The organism is Pseudidiomarina sediminum DSM 21906 (assembly GCF_000423165.1).
Lineage (GTDB): Bacteria > Pseudomonadota > Gammaproteobacteria > Enterobacterales > Alteromonadaceae > Pseudidiomarina > Pseudidiomarina sediminum.
In genome coordinates this window covers 75,803-90,779 of sequence record NZ_AUHL01000006.1, presented here as the reverse complement: position 1 = coordinate 90,779, position 14,977 = coordinate 75,803, and the positions used below count along the sequence as shown (strand labels likewise).

The window sequence follows — 14,977 nt, the reverse complement described above, 5'->3', positions numbered from 1 at the left end:
AATTTCCAGAACAATCCTGCACAAAACTTGATTAAAAAAGCAACGGCATCTAACCTCAATGTAGTTAACAAAAAAAATACACTTATGCGAAGTACGTTACAAAATACGCTCACGCAGTATCTGGTGATGCCGATTATCGTCTTGCTTTTCAGTGTTGGTGTTGCCGGCGCTGTCGAACGTTTGCTGTTCGATCAAAGTGAGCTGTTGATGACGTTTCCCATCACGCTAACGGTTGTGTCCCCGTTACTCGCACTCGGTTTATTTTGTCAGTTGATGCGTTGGCACGCCGTGCCGGTGCTGCTCGGTTTGATCGCGCTGGTCGGAGCGAGCTCCGTACTCCTGAACTTTCCGTTAGTCATCCAAGACCATTGGCTGTCACTACCGCGCCTCATCGGCGGCATTTTCTTGCTTGGTGTCAGTGGTACGTTTTTGTTCGGCTTTACGCGGATCGGCCACCTGTGCGCTATTGCCACAGCATGCATTGCCTTCTTAGGGTTTGCCATCACCCAAGCTTGGCTGATTGGTTTGATTCGGCTCGAAGAACCTGAAACCTTTGCCAACCCCATTGCTCAGTCCATTGGCAGTATCGTGGCGCTACTGATTTGCTTAGTTCTGATTGCTCAACGTTATATTGAGGGGCGCCCCAAACTTCGCTTACGCTCTGGCTTTATTCTCGGCAGTCTTTGCCTGCTGATCGGCTTGGTTATTTGGACCTTACTGACCTTCTCAGATGTCGAAAGTGAACGCACTCGCGCCAAAGAAGAGAGTACCGGCTTAGCCTACACCGTGAATTACCGCCTCAACGCACAAAGTGAACTGCTCCACCAAGTCGTACAACGACTGCAACATGTCGACTCGCACGATCTTGTTTACGACCACCTTGACCAAGATATCGCGATTCAGGTCGCCAACTCCCAATTGTTGGCTGGGGTGGTCATTTTTGACAGTGAGATGGAAATTATCTTAGATAAAGGCGATGCGAAAGAGGTCGTTCAACGCTACTACGCCAAGCTTGAGGATTGGTTAAACAATCAAAATTTTGACGATGACAAAATGGTTTTGTATGACAATTTGGTCAGTGACACGCCATTTATTTTTATGCGTCGTAGCGTCGACTCGGAACCTCTACAAAACGCCCTGATGGTGGTACTCATTCGCATCCCGGGCCTCATTGCAGCTGAAGCTTGGCAGCCCACCTTTGCACACTACTGGCGCGTTACGCCCGATATTTTATTCTCTCTCGATCCGCGGCAACACGGCCAAACCTTTCCTATTGATGATATTTTGGCCAACAGTCCGCCAGCGATCGAGCAAACCTTCACTACCGCAAACGGTGGCTCGTTTACGCTTCTGAGCGTCTTTAGTAGCAATCAAAGTCTGCACACCAAAGCCCAGTACAACCAGCTGATCTTGTTTGTCACTTTCGCTTTTTTAGGAATTTTAGCGATTGGCCAACATCGCACGGTGCAGTTGCACTGGCTCGCCCGCCATGACGACGTGACCGGCGTTTTTCGCCGCCACGCCATTCAACAACACGTCGAACGACTCCGCGATGATGGCGTATCGATGACCGTCGTCTTTATTAACTTGGATGGCTTCCAACCAATTAATGACAGTATGGGCGTACAATCGGGCGATCACTTGCTAAAAAAGACTGCTGAACGTTTACAAGCAACCGTCGAGCGCCCCGGCGCCGTCGGCCGCTATGGTGGTGATGAATTCATCGTGGTGTATGTCGGCACCACCGATGACGATGGCGAAAAGCTGGCCATTACCCTCAAAAGTGCGATTCGTCAGCCCTACCTCATTGCGCAAACCGAAATTCATTTAACCGCCAGCGTTGGCGTCACTTATCTCAATGCCGGTGAAGACGGCGATCCAATCGCGCAAGCCGAGTTCGCTATGCGCCGAGCAAAACAGTTGGGTGGCAATATCTGCTGTCGCTATACCTTTGATATGCATGAACGTTATGTCTATCAGGCATGGTTGCGCAATAAGCTACAACTGGCGATTGATAACCATCAGCTGACCGTCTACTATCAACCCATTATTGCCACCGCAACCGAGCGCTGTATTGCCGTTGAAGCTCTCGTGCGTTGGCAGCATAAGGGGCGCTTTATTTCTCCGGGTGAGTTTATTCCTATTGCCGAAAAAACCGGACAAATCATCCCGCTAGGTGAGCTGGTGCTCAACCAGGTACTACGGGACCTCGCTCATAATAGCGATCTCCGAGCACTAAGCGTAAGCGTCAATGTCTCTTCGCAACAACTACAGCGCTATCAATTCCCTGAGCTGTTAGCGCAATTACTGCGTGACACTCAGGTGGCAGCTGAAGCCATCACCCTAGAACTCACCGAAGGTGTGCTTGTTGATCAGTCCAACCAAAACCTACAAGCGCTACAAAAACTACAAGAAATGCATTGCACCATCGCCATTGATGACTTTGGTACTGGCTTCTCTAGCTTATCGTACCTGAGCCAAATTCCCGCCAAAGTCATCAAGCTCGACCGCTCGTTTATTGTCGATATGGAACATGACCCTGAACGTCTTGAATTGGTCCGTACCATCATCTCAATGTGCCATGCATTAGGCCGGATCGTTGTCGCTGAAGGGGTGGAAACGCAAGAGCAAGTGACTATTTTGCGCAGTCTCAATGTCGATCGGATGCAAGGCTTCTATTTCGCCCGCCCAATGCCGCTAAAAGAGCTACTAAACTATCTTCGGCAGCCAATTGCGATGAAAACTGATTAAAAACCACGCGAAAACGCTAGCAACGGTCATCTTCAGTCCGTATAATACGCCGCTCTTTTTAATGAGCGGAGCTGTACGCCTCGACTATTTCGGGTGTGTATTCATTTCGCGTCTTTACAGGCTTTACCAATGACAATTCAAGCGACCGAACTTTCCAAATTACGTAACATCGCAATTATTGCGCACGTTGACCACGGTAAAACGACTCTGGTTGATAAACTTCTGCAACTTTCAGGCACGTTAGAAAGTCGTGGCGACGCTGCAGAGCGCGTGATGGATAGTGGCGATCTCGAACGCGAGCGCGGCATCACCATTTTGGCGAAAAACACCGCGGTGAACTACAAAGACTACCGTATCAATATCTTGGATACCCCAGGTCACGCCGATTTCGGTGGTGAAGTTGAGCGTGTATTGTCAATGGCTGACTCCGTACTACTGGTTGTCGACGCGGTCGATGGTCCGATGCCACAAACCCGCTTTGTTACACAAAAAGCGTTTAACCATGGTTTGAAACCTATCGTTGTTGTCAACAAAATTGACCGTCCTGGCGCGCGCCCTGACTGGGTTGTGGATCAAGTTTTTGACTTGTTTGACAACCTTGGTGCGACCGACGAACAGTTAGATTTTCCGATTGTCTATGCATCAGCCTTAAACGGCTTCGCAACACTCGATCCAGATGAACCGAGCGACAATATGACCGCATTGTTCGAGACGATTCTTGAGCGTGTTTCGCCACCTGACGCTGACCGTGACGGTCCATTGCAATTGCAGGTTTCACAGCTGGACTACTCAAGCTACCTTGGCATTATCGGCATCGGCCGCATCAAACAAGGTACCTTAAAGCTGAACCAACAAGTGACTGTCGTGGGTGCTGATGGCACACAGCGTAACGGTAAAGTAGGTCAGATCTTCGGTTACTTAGGTCTTGATCGCATTGAGACGGACACCGCTAGTGCCGGTGACATTGTTGCCTTTACTGGCTTAGGCGAACTTAAAATCTCAGACACCATTTGTGCTGCAGGTCATGCTAATGCACTTCCGCCACTGAGCGTTGATGAGCCAACAGTAACCATGACGTTCCAAGTCAACACCTCGCCGTTTGCGGGTAAAGAAGGTAAATTCGTTACCTCACGTCAAATTCTTGAGCGTTTGCAACAAGAATTGAAGCACAACGTTGCCTTGCGCGTTGAAGAAACCGACAACCCTGACCGTTTCCGCGTGTCAGGCCGTGGTGAGTTGCACTTAGGCGTATTGATCGAAAACATGCGTCGTGAAGGCTTTGAGCTTGCCGTATCACGTCCAGAAGTTATCTTGCGTGAAGTAGACGGCGTGAAAGAAGAGCCGTTTGAGAACTTGACCGTCGACATCCAAGAAGAACACCAAGGTGCGGTGATGGAAAAGCTTGGCGTGCGTAAAGCTGAGATGACCAACATGACACCAGACGGCAAAGGCCGTGTACGCGTAGACTTCATTGTGCCGAGTCGTGGCTTGATTGGCTTCCAGACTGAGTTTATGACGCTGACCTCGGGCACCGGCTTGATGTACAAAACCTTTGACCATTATGGTCCGCACAAAGGTGGCAAAATCGGTCAACGGGTTAACGGTGTACTCATTTCGAATGCGACCGGTAAGGCACTTACCTACGCATTGTTCAACTTGCAAGAGCGTGGCAAGCTCATGGCAGCGCACGGTGACGAAGTGTACGAAGGTCAAATTATTGGTGTCCACAACCGTAGTAACGACCTTACGGTAAACTGCTTGAAAGGTAAGCAACTGACCAACGTTCGTGCCTCAGGTACCGATGATGCGTTGACCTTGTCACCGCCGATTCGCTTAACACTTGAGCAAGCACTTGAGTTTATCGATGACGACGAGTTGGTAGAAATCACGCCACAATCGATTCGTATTCGTAAGCGTTTGCTGACCGAGAACGATCGTAAGCGCGCCAGCCGCGCGAAAGACGAAGGTTAATCGTCTTTCTCCTAGCAATAAAAAAGGCCGCTCTGGTTTCCAGCAGCGGCCTTTTTGTTAGCTGTTTCATTACACGATATCGGGATGCGGTAGCACGTAATAAAAAATTGAGAAGAAATGCAGTACGCTGCCAGCCAACACAAACATGTGCCAGATGGCGTGATGGTATTTGAGCGACTTCCACACGTAGAAAAACACGCCAAGGCTATAGGCTAAGCCGCCAGCCAACAACAGCAGCAAACCACCCGCATCAACATTGCTGAGCATAGGTTTTATCGCAATCACCGCCATCCAACCTAGACCAAGATAAAGCGACAACGACAACCACTTTTTCCGTTGCTCCAGCGCCAGCTCTAAGATCACGCCTAAAATCGCGATGCCCCACACCACTCCCAGAAGTGTCCAGCCCCATGGCCCGCGCAAGTTAATCAGTGCAAAAGGGGTATAGGTACCCGCGATGAGCACGTAAATCGCAGCATGGTCCATGTGCTGAAAAAAGCGCTTCACCCGTGGCCATGGAAAGGCATGATAAAGCGTTGAGGCAAGGTACAACAGAATCAGGCTTGCCCCATAAATACTTGCCGCGACCACATGCCACGTATCGCCGTAGCTGACCGCCCAAATCACCATAAAGACCAAGCCGACGATACTCGCTATGGCACCAACGCCATGGGTAATGGCGTGCGCGACCTCTTCGGCAACACTATAGGCTTTATTTTTCGTCACGGCTGTCTCGCTCGTTGGTTCGTCTAGTGATGATCAGCTTCCGGATCTTCGCGACCGGGTTTGTGATAATCGCGGCTAATCTGCTCTAGTTTACGCATAAACATATCAAAGTCGCGTTGATTCTCGTAGTCAAAATGATATTTGTTGTGGAATTCAAGGCGGAATTGTACGTTGTGCCCTTCCATAAACACCGTATAACCGTCATGGTCGGTATAGGCGCTAATGCCCTCAAGCGTGTGTTTACCTTGCTCTGCTTTACCATGCTCGTGAATTTTCTCGTAGGCATCTAACACTAAACGCTGATCAATTTCGTTTTTCATGGCGCATACTCCTGTTGCAATTCATTACTACTAAAATGGTGTCTTTTTCGCCGAATTACAACCCTAGCCTAGCAAGCAAATTGATCAACATCAGCATACTGACGGCTATTTTACATACATGCATGAATGTTTAATAAAAATCGGTTATACTTGCGCCAGTTGTCTAATTGAGGTGAATCGTGGTTCGACGTACAAAAGCTGACGCACTAACAACACGAAGCGAGTTGCTGAATGCAGCCGAACGTTTGTTCAGTGAGCGAGGCGTATCCAATACATCTATGATGCAAGTTGCAGAGGCTGCAGGGGTGACCCGTGGCGCAATTTACCATCACTTCGAGAACAAATTGGACTTGATCTACGCATTGATGGAGCGCGTCAGTTTACCTATCGATGAAATGCGACAAGAGCTGCGTCAGCAGCTGTCTGACAAGCCTTTAGCGCAAATTCGTGAGCGTTGCCTAGATATCACCAAGCGCGTGCAAGATGATCCGCACATGCGTTTATTAGCCAATATTTTGTGCCACAAATGTGAATACGTGGAAGACACCTTACCCATCCATTTACGTCATTTGAATGGCCGCAATGAGTGCATCGATGAGACTGTACGGTTACTACAACTCGCACAAGAGCAGGGTGATGTGGCAGCCGACGTCGATCCACGCTTGGCGATTATTGGTCTGTTCGCGTTGATCGATGGCCTGTTGTATAACTGGTTACTTGATACCGAATTTTTCGATTTAACCGCGGCCGCTCAAAAAACACTGGATCACTACTTGAACGGCATCCGCGCCTAATACAACCTATCGTTCAGTCGCCTTGCGCCATAAATTGCGTAAGAAAGTCGGCATCTAAAGCGGCAATTTTATCGGCATCGGTCTTGGCGATACTGGCAATGGCAGGTGCCACCCAAGCGCCAAGATTGGCAAAGATATGACGTAAATCGTCCATCGCCCGCACTGCCCCAAACTGCCCTGGCGAAGCCCCCGCAAGTAACACGGTTTTACCACGCCACGGCTGCTGCTCAAGCCGCGAGCTCCAATCAATCGCATTTTTTAATAGCGGTGGCACCGAAGCATTGTACTCCGGTGTCACCACAATGATTTTCGACGCTTCTAAGATGGCTGTCGCGAGTTTTTGAATATTACTGGGCACACCATTGGCATCTTCATCGTCACCGTTATAGATCGGTGCATTTAGCTCTGCCGGTGGATACAGATAACACTGCTCACCATTGGCTTCGGCGACCTCTGCAAGGCGTTCTTGTAAACGGCGGTTGATGGAAGCGTTACGGCTGCTACCGGCAATAATCAATAGACTCATTAGCGTCCCTCTTGCATGGCTTGGATAAAGGCGTCGGATTCAGCGATCGCAGCTTCCATTTCTTGCACCAGCTGGGCCACATCCGACTGCAAACTGCGATACTCACCACGAATGGCATCCACCGCAGCGGCATTCAAGTTATGCTTCAAGTACAACACGTTATCTTGCAACTTTTCAAGCACTGGTGCCATCGTATCAGCGGCGCGCTCCATACTCTGCAGCAATGCGCTGTAACGACGCTCGGTATCGCGCAGTGAACGTTCACTTTGGCGACGCAGGTTGTCATTGCTGTACTGCTCTAATTCGTCACGCCACTCATCAAATAAGTCTTGCGCCACATCATCAATCGCGGCAATGCGGTCATACACACGCTCGGCCGCGTCACGGCTGGCCTCGTAGTCGCTATTCAACTTTTTGTACTGCGCTTCGATTTCGCCGCCATCAATTTGCAGCATTTCATCGAGGCGCTCGAGCGCTGATTTAAATTCTTCTTGTGCATCGGCTTGTGCGTCACGCGCGTCATCGACCCGATCGACAAGAATATCGCGCTTGTGATAACCGACCTTTTCCATCGCTCCATAATACGCACTCTGGCAGCCTGTTAAGACCAAAAGTGCGGTTGCTGCTGCTAACCATCGCATCGCAGGGTTCTCCTAATAGGGTAATTCAGTTCCGTCCCAGTGTAACAGTTTGCCACTGTTGGCCGTAGTTAAATTTGCCGCGACGCTGGCGATACGCTCGGCGGTTTGCGCGCTACGGTATAGCTTATTTGCCGGGATATTCCGTTGAAAAGGGGCCGATAGTGCCGTATCGGTAGTGCCGGGGTGTACCGCGGCAACAACCAAGTGTTTGTGGGACCGCGCCAGCTCAATCGCGGCATTCTTAAGCAGCATATTCAATGCCGCTTTACTGGCGCGATAGCTATACCAGCCCCCCAACCGATTATCGGTAATACTGCCGACCATCGCGCTTAACTGTAACCAAAAGCATGGCTGCTGTTTCGGTAACACTTGCACTAACTGCTGTAGCACCAGCATCGGTAACACAGCATTCACGTAAAAGCTTTCCTGTAACTGGGTGGCGTTCACCATTGCTAGATTTTTTTCAGGACCAAAGTGCTCGGTATGCAGCACCCCCAAGGTACTGATCACACCATGCAACGGCGTTTCGTGCAGTTGCGACGACACGCCAGTAAGGTCCTCATAGCTATCGACCTGTTGCCAGTGCAACCTCGCGTGGTTCGTTTGCGCAGCTTGCCGACTCCAGGCTGTAACCCGCCAGTCCTGCGCTAAGTAATGCTGTACCAAGGCTTGGCCGATGCCGCCACCAGCGCCAACAATCAGCACATGCGGGGTATTTTGAGCTACCATTACAAACTCCCTGCCAGATTATCTTGTCTGTTTCTTTACGCAGAGGCAGTGGTTTGGGATTATAGTAAGCAGCAATTGTTGTCATTAAGGAATCAAATGAGCTCGCAACCAACAGAACAACCGTCCGTTTGGCGTGCGCGTGCGCACTGCGCAAAAGACTTCATCGTCTATTTTGGCCGGCGCTGTTTAAACGACCGCATTACCATTATTGCTGGCCACCTGACCTTCGTCAGCATGTTGGCATTGGTACCGTTGCTGGTGGTGATTTTCTCAATTTTTTCCGCCTTCCCAATGTTCGAAGTACTACGCACCCAGATCGAAGAATTCCTATTTGCTAACTTACTACCGACGTCTGGGGAGGAAATTTCACAGTACCTCAATGAGTTTGTCGGCAATGTCTCGCAAATGACCGCCATTGGTGTGGTGTTTGTCATCGTGGTCGCCGTCAATCTAATCTCCACCATCGATGCCACCATGAACCGAATTTGGCGGAACACGCGGCGGCGACGTTTGGCGGTAGCCCTTGCGGTGTACTGGATGATTTTGACCCTTGGCCCTATTTTAATGGGCTCCGGCATGGCAGTTAGCTCTTATCTGATTTCACTGACCGCCTTTGCCGAAGATTACGTCTCGGGTCTGCGCACCACACTGCTTGGTATTGTGCCGATTGTCACCTCACTGATTGCCTTTCTGCTGATGTACGTGATGTTACCGAACCGCGTCGTCAAAGTGCGTCACGCCTTTTGGGGCGCGCTATTAGCAGCAATCCTGTTTGAGTTAAGTAAGAGCGCCTTTGCCTCCTATGTCACGATGTTCCCGTCCTATCAAGCCATTTACGGCGCTTTGGCAGCGATTCCAATTCTGCTACTGTGGATTTTCTTGTCATGGACCATCGTCTTAATTGGCGCGGAATTAACGGCCAGTATTGAAGAATTTTTTGAGGAAACCGATGAAAGCACTGATCCAGAGAGTTACCCAGGCCAAGGTTGATATCGACGGCGCGACCGTAGGTCAAATTGGCCCAGGGGTGCTCGTATTACTGGGCATTACGCCAACCGACACCGCCGCCACAGCTAAGAAATTAGCGCAACGGGTCGCTGGCTATCGCATGTTTGCCGATGCCGACGACAAACTGAATTTGAGTTTGAGTGATGGTCAAGGCGAAGCTTTGGTGGTGTCACAATTCACCCTCGCAGCAGATACCAACAGCGGTCGTCGCCCCAGTTTCTCCAGTGCCGCTGCACCAGCAGTAGCCGAGCCGTTGTATGAAGCTTTTGTCCACGCGCTTACTGAGTTGGGTATTAGCGTTGCAACCGGTAGCTTTGGCGCCGACATGCAAGTGTCGCTCACCAACGACGGCCCCGTGACCTTCCTCCTCGACACAGAGAAGAACTAGTTTATGTATCACGTCATTACCCCGAACTCCGAGCACGACTGGCAAACTTACTATGACTTGCGCTATCGCGTGTTACGCGAGCCATTCCAGCGACCTCGCGGTTCGGAGCAAGACGAATACGATCAAGTGGGCTATCACCGCATGGTCGTCGATGGTAGCGGTACCGCGGTCGCCATAGGTCGCCTGCATTTTAATAGCCCGGAAGAGGGGCAAATCCGCTTTATGGCCTCAGCACCAGAACACCGCGGCGAAGGTCATGGCGTGACCATTGTCAAAGCTCTTGAACAGTTAGCACGCGCTGAGGGCGCAAAACATATCGTGATTAACTCGCGGGACAATACCCTTGGGTTTTATCTGAAATGTGGTTACAGCCTCAAAGAAGAAGCCGATACGGTGAGTAATCCCCTTGCGGAGCATCACCTGCGGAAAACCTTTACCGAAGACAACCGTATTATTTATCGACCGACCTGGTGTAGCGAACTGCAGGCCACCTGGCATGAAGAGATCCCAATTTCAGAGACCATGGGCATTCGCATCAGCCAATACACAGGGCGAGAATTTGAAACCCAAGCGCTGTTGTCACGTAACATCAATGTGCATGGCACTATGTTCGCCGGCAGTATTTATTCGCTTGCGACCTTGACGTGTTGGGGGCTATTGCACTTACAATTGCGCGAACGACAGCTCGAAGGCGCTGTGGTACTGGCTGATGGCCAGATAAAGTACCGCAAACCCGTTTCCAGTGAGCCAATAGCGGTAGCGAAATTAAGTGACATGAATGGCGATTTGGCCGTTCTCAAAGAGGGCAGCAATGCGCGGGTCAGTTTAAAGTCGCAAATTTTTGATGGCAGTTCCGCCGTTGCCGAGTTCACCGGACAGTTCGTCGTACTAGCGCCAAATAAAAATTAGAAGGACGTGAACATGAGTGATTCTTTATCCGCCCAGCAGTTGTTACGCATCCGAACCAAGCTTGAAACCATTGTTGCTGAACAGGCAGGCACCAAAGCCGCCGACGCAGCAACAGCAGCGTTGCAACGCATGCGTGCCGGCGAGTTTGGTTATTGTGTGGACTGTGGCGACGAGATTTCCGCCGCACGCCTTGCAGCCAAACCAGACGTTGCCATCTGCGTTGACTGCCAGGCTCTTAAAGACGAGGAAGAGGACGCTTAAGCGTCCTCAAATACCGCACCTTCATCCACCAAGGCACTTAGCTTGCCACTGTAGATCAACGCGCCCGTAGCCGCGATATCCGGCGCAAAGAAGCGATCTTGATCATAGTACGCCACTTTCTCACGCAACAGAGCGTGCGCTTGCTCAACCTTATCGGCACCTTTTAACGGACGACGGAAGTCGACGCCCTGAGCCGCTTCCAGTAGCTCAATGGCGACAATATCACGCACGTTCTCAGCAATATCCGTCAAACGACGCGCAGCAAAGGTGGCCATCGACACATGGTCTTCTTGGTTGGCCGAGGTCGGCATGCTATCTACCGAAGCCGGGTGCGCTAAGGTTTTATTCTCGGATGCCAAGGCCGCTGCAGTCACCTGCGCCAACATAAAGCCTGAATTCACACCACCATCATTCACCAAGAATGGCGGCAAGTTGCTCAAGTGATGGTCGATCAGCAGCGCACTACGACGCTCCGACAAAGCACCAATTTCACTTGCGGCAATCGCCAGAATATCCGCAGCCATGGCGACGGGTTCCGCGTGGAAGTTACCCCCCGAGATAATGTCGCCATTATCATGGAATACCAACGGATTATCGGTCACACCGTTCGCTTCACGCGTCAAAATAGCACTGGCGTGTTGCAGTTGATCATACACGGCACCCATCACCTGCGGCTGACAGCGCAAAGAGTAAGGGTCTTGTACTTTTTCACAGTTTTCGTGTGCCGCCGCAATCTCGGAGGTGTCGCCAAGCAACTGACGGAAGCTCGCCGCTACCGCAATTTGCCCCGGTTGACCACGCACTTCGTGGATGCGCGCATCAAAAGGTGCGCGCGAGCCCATAGCTGCTTCGACCGACATCGCGCCAGCCACCAACGCACTGTGGAACACACGTTCAATTTGGAACAAACCATGCAAGGCCAAAGCGGTTGACGCTTGGGTACCGTTCAGCAATGCCAAACCTTCTTTAGGAGCTAAGGTCATCGGTTGCATGCCAATTTTCGCGAGACCATCACGCGCACTCATGATTTCGCCTTGATAGCGCACTTCACCTTCGCCAATCAAAGGCAAGACCAAATGCGCAAGCGGTGCTAAGTCACCTGATGCGCCCACAGAGCCTTTACTTGGCACACATGGGTACATTTCAGCATTGAGTAATTGCATTAAAGCATCGATCACTTCCTGGCGAATGCCCGAGAAACCGCGGCTTAATGAGTTGATTTTTAGCAACAGCATCAAGCGGACGACGGTGTCATCCATCAGTGCACCCGTACCTGCCGCGTGTGACAACACGATACGGCGCTGCAAATCTTCTAGTTTTTCTGGCGGAATGCGGGTGTTGGCCAACAAACCAAAACCTGTATTAATGCCATACACCACTTTGCCTGCAGCCAAGACTTCAGCAATGGTCTCTGACGAGCGTTTGATCGCCGCTTTGGCGTCGTCATGCAGTGCTAATTGCTGTGGTGCTTGCCACCACTGGCGAATATCGTTCAGGCGCAACTGGCCCGGTTGTAACGTCATGGTTGTCATTACTTGCTCTCCACCATAGGTAAATCAAGACCTTGCTCTTTGGCACAGTCAATCGCGATGTCATAACCGGCATCCGCATGGCGCATTACGCCGGTACCTGGGTCGTTCCACAACACGCGGCTAATACGCTGACCAGCAGCTTCACTACCATCCGCCACAATCACCACACCTGAGTGTTGTGAGTAGCCCATGCCTACGCCACCACCGTGGTGTAAGCTTACCCAAGTCGCACCACCTGCAGTGTTCAATAGGGCATTCAATAATGGCCAATCTGAGACAGCATCCGAACCATCCAACATACTCTCAGTTTCGCGGTTAGGGCTTGCCACCGAGCCTGAATCCAAGTGGTCACGACCAATCACGATCGGCGCTTTCAGCTCGCCGTTTTTCACCATCTCATTGAAGGCTTTGGCAATACGCGCACGGTCTTTCAGACCAATCCAGCAGATACGTGCTGGTAAGCCTTGGAAAGCAATACGTTCACGCGCCATATCAAGCCAATTGTGCAAGTGCTTATCATCAGGGATCAGCTCTTTCACTTTAGCATCTGTTTTGTAGATATCTTCCGGGTCACCAGACAACGCGACCCAACGGAATGGACCGATACCTTGGCAGAACAACGGACGAATGTAGGCAGGAACGAAACCTGGGAAATCAAAGGCATTGGCGACGCCAACATCTTTCGCCATTTGGCGGATATTGTTGCCGTAATCTAAGGTCGCTGCGCCACGCTCTTGCAAGGTCAGCATCGCTTTGACTTGTACTGCCATGGATTCTTTCGCCGCTGCAACCGTCTCAACCGCCGCGGTTTCTTGACGTGACTTATATTGCTCTAACGTCCAACCTTGCGGCAAATAGCCATGCAAAGGATCGTGCGCTGAAGTCTGGTCGGTGACAACGTCAGGGGTGATGTTACGTTCAACCAATTCTGCGTAAACATCCGCTGCGTTAGCTAACAAGCCAACAGAAATCGCGCGGCCATCTTGCTTGGCTTGCTCAAGCAAGGCCAAGGCTTCATCTAGGCTGGTCGCTTTATAGTCGAGGTAACGGGTACGCAAACGGAAATCGATACGTGACTCGTCCACTTCCACCGCTAACATGCTGTAGCCGGCCATGGTCGCTGCCAATGGTTGCGCGCCACCCATGCCACCTAAGCCACCGGTGACAATCCAACGGCCCGTGGTGTCGCCATTAAAGTGCTGTTTGGCAACCGAAACGAAGGTTTCGTAGGTACCTTGTACGATGCCTTGTGAGCCGATGTAGATCCACGAACCAGCAGTCATTTGGCCGTACATCATCAGGCCTTTTTTATCGAGCTCGTTAAAATGTTCCCACGTCGCCCACTCTGGCACTAAGTTCGAGTTCGCAATCAACACGCGCGGCGCATCTTCATGCGTTGGGAACACACCGACCGGTTTACCCGATTGGATCAACAAGGTTTCGGTAGGCTTTAAACGGTCCAATACTTCAACGATTTTATCGAAACTTTCCCAGCTACGTGCGGCACGGCCAATTCCGCCATACACCACCAATGCATGCGGGTGCTCAGCCACTTCCGCATCAAGATTGTTCATCAACATCCGTTTCGCTGCTTCGACCTGCCAGTTGCAAGTGCTAAGTTCACTACCACGAGGCGCACGAATCGTACGACTTGGATCGAGTCGAGTAAAGCTCATCTCAGTTATCCTTCTGTTCATTAAAATTGTAAATGGCCACCAAGGCTAAAACGCGAACCGGGGTGCGTCAGTACTGCGTACGTCACCACACCTTTCGCACTCCACGTGCGTCGGTGAATGCGCAGACAAGGTTCGGGCTTGCTCAAATGCAGCCATTGGCAAAGTTGTTGTGAGGGTGCGACCGCTTCAATTTGGTGACTCGCTTCGGTCAGCGGCTGCACTTCACACAGATATTCATGAGGCGTAAGCGAGTGATAATCTTGTTTTAAATAATCAGGTGCCAGCTTTGGATTCACGTAACGTTCTTCCACCTGTACCGGCAGGTCATTCTCAAAGTGACTGATGACCGATAGGTAAACTTCATCGCCAGCGGCGATATTGAGCATTTCTGCGATCAACTCGGAGGCCACTTGGCGGCGCAGCACATGCACCTGTGAGGCATAGTCGTGTTGGCGCGAACGAATTTCATCAGCGATGTTACGAATTGCCATGAACGAGGTTTGCGATTTAATTGGCGCAACAAAAGTACCCGAGCCCTTGGTTCGGATCACAATGCCCTCGTCAGCTAACTCTTGCAGGGCACGACGCGCTGTCATGCGGCTGACTTTAAATTGCGATGCCAAGGCGTTCTCTGAACTGACCGGATGATTTTCAGGCCATTCTCCAGAGGCTATCTTATTGTAAACATGCTCTTTTATTGCTGAAAATTTTGCCATTTAACACCGCCAACCTTTAGGTGGTTTGC

At 50.9% G+C, this 14,977-nt stretch carries 15 protein-coding genes; 7 read left to right on the top strand and 8 right to left on the bottom strand.

Annotated elements, in window-relative coordinates; genetic code table 11:
• Positions 1-84: 84 nt before the first annotated feature.
• Complete coding sequence (locus G535_RS13775; RefSeq protein WP_084616753.1) at positions 85-2,751, top strand: EAL domain-containing protein; 2,667 nt, start codon at positions 85-87, stop codon at positions 2,749-2,751.
• 129 nt (positions 2,752-2,880) lie between these two features.
• Positions 2,881-4,722 (top strand): translational GTPase TypA, encoded by a 1,842-nt coding sequence (typA, locus tag G535_RS0102150; RefSeq protein ID WP_026860560.1) that lies wholly within the window; start codon positions 2,881-2,883, stop codon positions 4,720-4,722.
• 69 nt (positions 4,723-4,791) lie between these two features.
• Here the strand turns inward: typA and trhA are convergent, their stop codons facing one another.
• Both trhA and G535_RS0102140 read right to left on the bottom strand, forming a co-directional pair.
• Positions 4,792-5,448: a PAQR family membrane homeostasis protein TrhA gene (gene trhA / locus G535_RS0102145; RefSeq protein WP_026860559.1), complete on the bottom strand. Its 657-nt coding sequence runs from the start codon at positions 5,446-5,448 to the stop codon at positions 4,792-4,794.
• Positions 5,449-5,471: 23 nt separating this feature from the next.
• Positions 5,472-5,768, bottom strand: coding sequence for a DUF3081 family protein (locus tag G535_RS0102140; protein WP_026860558.1), 297 nt, complete (start codon positions 5,766-5,768; stop codon positions 5,472-5,474).
• 179 nt (positions 5,769-5,947) lie between these two features.
• Between G535_RS0102140 and G535_RS0102135 the strand changes: the two genes are divergently transcribed.
• Complete coding sequence (locus tag G535_RS0102135; protein ID WP_026860557.1) at positions 5,948-6,562, top strand: TetR family transcriptional regulator; 615 nt, start codon at positions 5,948-5,950, stop codon at positions 6,560-6,562.
• A gap of 13 nt (positions 6,563-6,575) precedes the next feature.
• On the opposite strand, the gene G535_RS0102130 is transcribed toward G535_RS0102135, so the two are convergent.
• From G535_RS0102130 to G535_RS0102120, 3 genes are read right to left on the bottom strand one after another with little or no spacing between them, the layout of a single operon-like run.
• A complete protein-coding gene (locus G535_RS0102130) occupies positions 6,576-7,088 on the bottom strand; it encodes an NADPH-dependent FMN reductase (protein ID WP_026860556.1) in 513 nt (170 codons plus the stop codon).
• Positions 7,088-7,729, bottom strand: coding sequence for a DUF2959 domain-containing protein (locus G535_RS0102125; protein WP_026860555.1), 642 nt, complete (start codon positions 7,727-7,729; stop codon positions 7,088-7,090). The genes G535_RS0102130 and G535_RS0102125 overlap by 1 nt, the downstream gene beginning before the upstream one ends.
• Positions 7,730-7,741: 12 nt before the next feature.
• Positions 7,742-8,458 (bottom strand): SDR family NAD(P)-dependent oxidoreductase, encoded by a 717-nt coding sequence (locus tag G535_RS0102120; RefSeq protein ID WP_026860554.1) that lies wholly within the window; start codon positions 8,456-8,458, stop codon positions 7,742-7,744.
• A 96-nt stretch (positions 8,459-8,554) separates the two neighbouring features.
• Between G535_RS0102120 and G535_RS0102115 the strand changes: the two genes are divergently transcribed.
• Genes G535_RS0102115 through G535_RS12670 form a run of 4 tightly spaced genes read left to right on the top strand, consistent with a single transcriptional unit; the run spans position 8,555 to position 11,024 of the window.
• On the top strand, positions 8,555-9,448 hold the full coding sequence (locus G535_RS0102115) for a virulence factor BrkB family protein (RefSeq protein WP_026860553.1): 894 nt from the start codon (positions 8,555-8,557) through the stop codon (positions 9,446-9,448).
• Positions 9,408-9,854, top strand: coding sequence for a D-aminoacyl-tRNA deacylase (dtd, locus tag G535_RS0102110; RefSeq protein ID WP_026860552.1), 447 nt, complete (start codon positions 9,408-9,410; stop codon positions 9,852-9,854). The genes G535_RS0102115 and dtd overlap by 41 nt, the downstream gene beginning before the upstream one ends.
• A 3-nt stretch (positions 9,855-9,857) precedes the next feature.
• Complete coding sequence (locus tag G535_RS0102105) at positions 9,858-10,763, top strand: bifunctional GNAT family N-acetyltransferase/hotdog fold thioesterase (RefSeq protein WP_026860551.1); 906 nt, start codon at positions 9,858-9,860, stop codon at positions 10,761-10,763.
• Between the two features lie 12 nt (positions 10,764-10,775).
• Positions 10,776-11,024 carry a TraR/DksA family transcriptional regulator gene (locus G535_RS12670; RefSeq protein WP_034727350.1) on the top strand — a complete coding sequence of 83 codons (249 nt, stop codon included), beginning with the start codon at positions 10,776-10,778 and terminating at the stop codon, positions 11,022-11,024.
• On the opposite strand, the gene hutH is transcribed toward G535_RS12670, so the two are convergent.
• From hutH to hutC, 3 genes are read right to left on the bottom strand one after another with little or no spacing between them, the layout of a single operon-like run.
• Positions 11,021-12,556: a histidine ammonia-lyase gene (gene hutH / locus G535_RS0102095; protein WP_026860550.1), complete on the bottom strand. Its 1,536-nt coding sequence runs from the start codon at positions 12,554-12,556 to the stop codon at positions 11,021-11,023. The two genes, G535_RS12670 and hutH, sit on opposite strands and share 4 nt — an antisense overlap.
• Positions 12,556-14,232, bottom strand: a complete 1,677-nt coding sequence (hutU, locus tag G535_RS0102090) for a urocanate hydratase (RefSeq protein ID WP_026860549.1) — start codon at positions 14,230-14,232, stop codon at positions 12,556-12,558. Before hutU ends, hutH begins: the two co-directional genes overlap by 1 nt.
• 20 nt (positions 14,233-14,252) lie before the next feature.
• Positions 14,253-14,948 (bottom strand): histidine utilization repressor, encoded by a 696-nt coding sequence (gene hutC, locus G535_RS0102085; RefSeq protein ID WP_026860548.1) that lies wholly within the window; start codon positions 14,946-14,948, stop codon positions 14,253-14,255.
• Between the last annotated feature and the right edge of the window lie 29 nt (positions 14,949-14,977).

What these genes read in the sequence shown, in the direction of transcription:
- G535_RS13775 (WP_084616753.1), top strand. Translation starts at nt 85, where the DNA reads ATGCGAAGTACGTTACAAAATACGCTCACGCAGTATCTGGTGATGCCG.
- typA (WP_026860560.1), top strand. Translation starts at nt 2,881, where the DNA reads ATGACAATTCAAGCGACCGAACTTTCCAAATTACGTAACATCGCAATT.
- G535_RS0102140 (WP_026860558.1), bottom strand. Translation starts at nt 5,768, where the DNA reads ATGAAAAACGAAATTGATCAGCGTTTAGTGTTAGATGCCTACGAGAAA.
- G535_RS0102130 (WP_026860556.1), bottom strand. Translation starts at nt 7,088, where the DNA reads ATGAGTCTATTGATTATTGCCGGTAGCAGCCGTAACGCTTCCATCAAC.
- G535_RS0102125 (WP_026860555.1), bottom strand. Translation starts at nt 7,729, where the DNA reads ATGCGATGGTTAGCAGCAGCAACCGCACTTTTGGTCTTAACAGGCTGC.
- G535_RS0102120 (WP_026860554.1), bottom strand. Translation starts at nt 8,458, where the DNA reads ATGGTAGCTCAAAATACCCCGCATGTGCTGATTGTTGGCGCTGGTGGC.
- G535_RS0102115 (WP_026860553.1), top strand. Translation starts at nt 8,555, where the DNA reads ATGAGCTCGCAACCAACAGAACAACCGTCCGTTTGGCGTGCGCGTGCG.
- dtd (WP_026860552.1), top strand. Translation starts at nt 9,408, where the DNA reads ATGAAAGCACTGATCCAGAGAGTTACCCAGGCCAAGGTTGATATCGAC.
- G535_RS0102105 (WP_026860551.1), top strand. Translation starts at nt 9,858, where the DNA reads ATGTATCACGTCATTACCCCGAACTCCGAGCACGACTGGCAAACTTAC.
- G535_RS12670 (WP_034727350.1), top strand. Translation starts at nt 10,776, where the DNA reads ATGAGTGATTCTTTATCCGCCCAGCAGTTGTTACGCATCCGAACCAAG.
- hutH (WP_026860550.1), bottom strand. Translation starts at nt 12,556, where the DNA reads ATGACAACCATGACGTTACAACCGGGCCAGTTGCGCCTGAACGATATT.
- hutU (WP_026860549.1), bottom strand. Translation starts at nt 14,232, where the DNA reads ATGAGCTTTACTCGACTCGATCCAAGTCGTACGATTCGTGCGCCTCGT.
- hutC (WP_026860548.1), bottom strand. Translation starts at nt 14,948, where the DNA reads ATGGCAAAATTTTCAGCAATAAAAGAGCATGTTTACAATAAGATAGCC.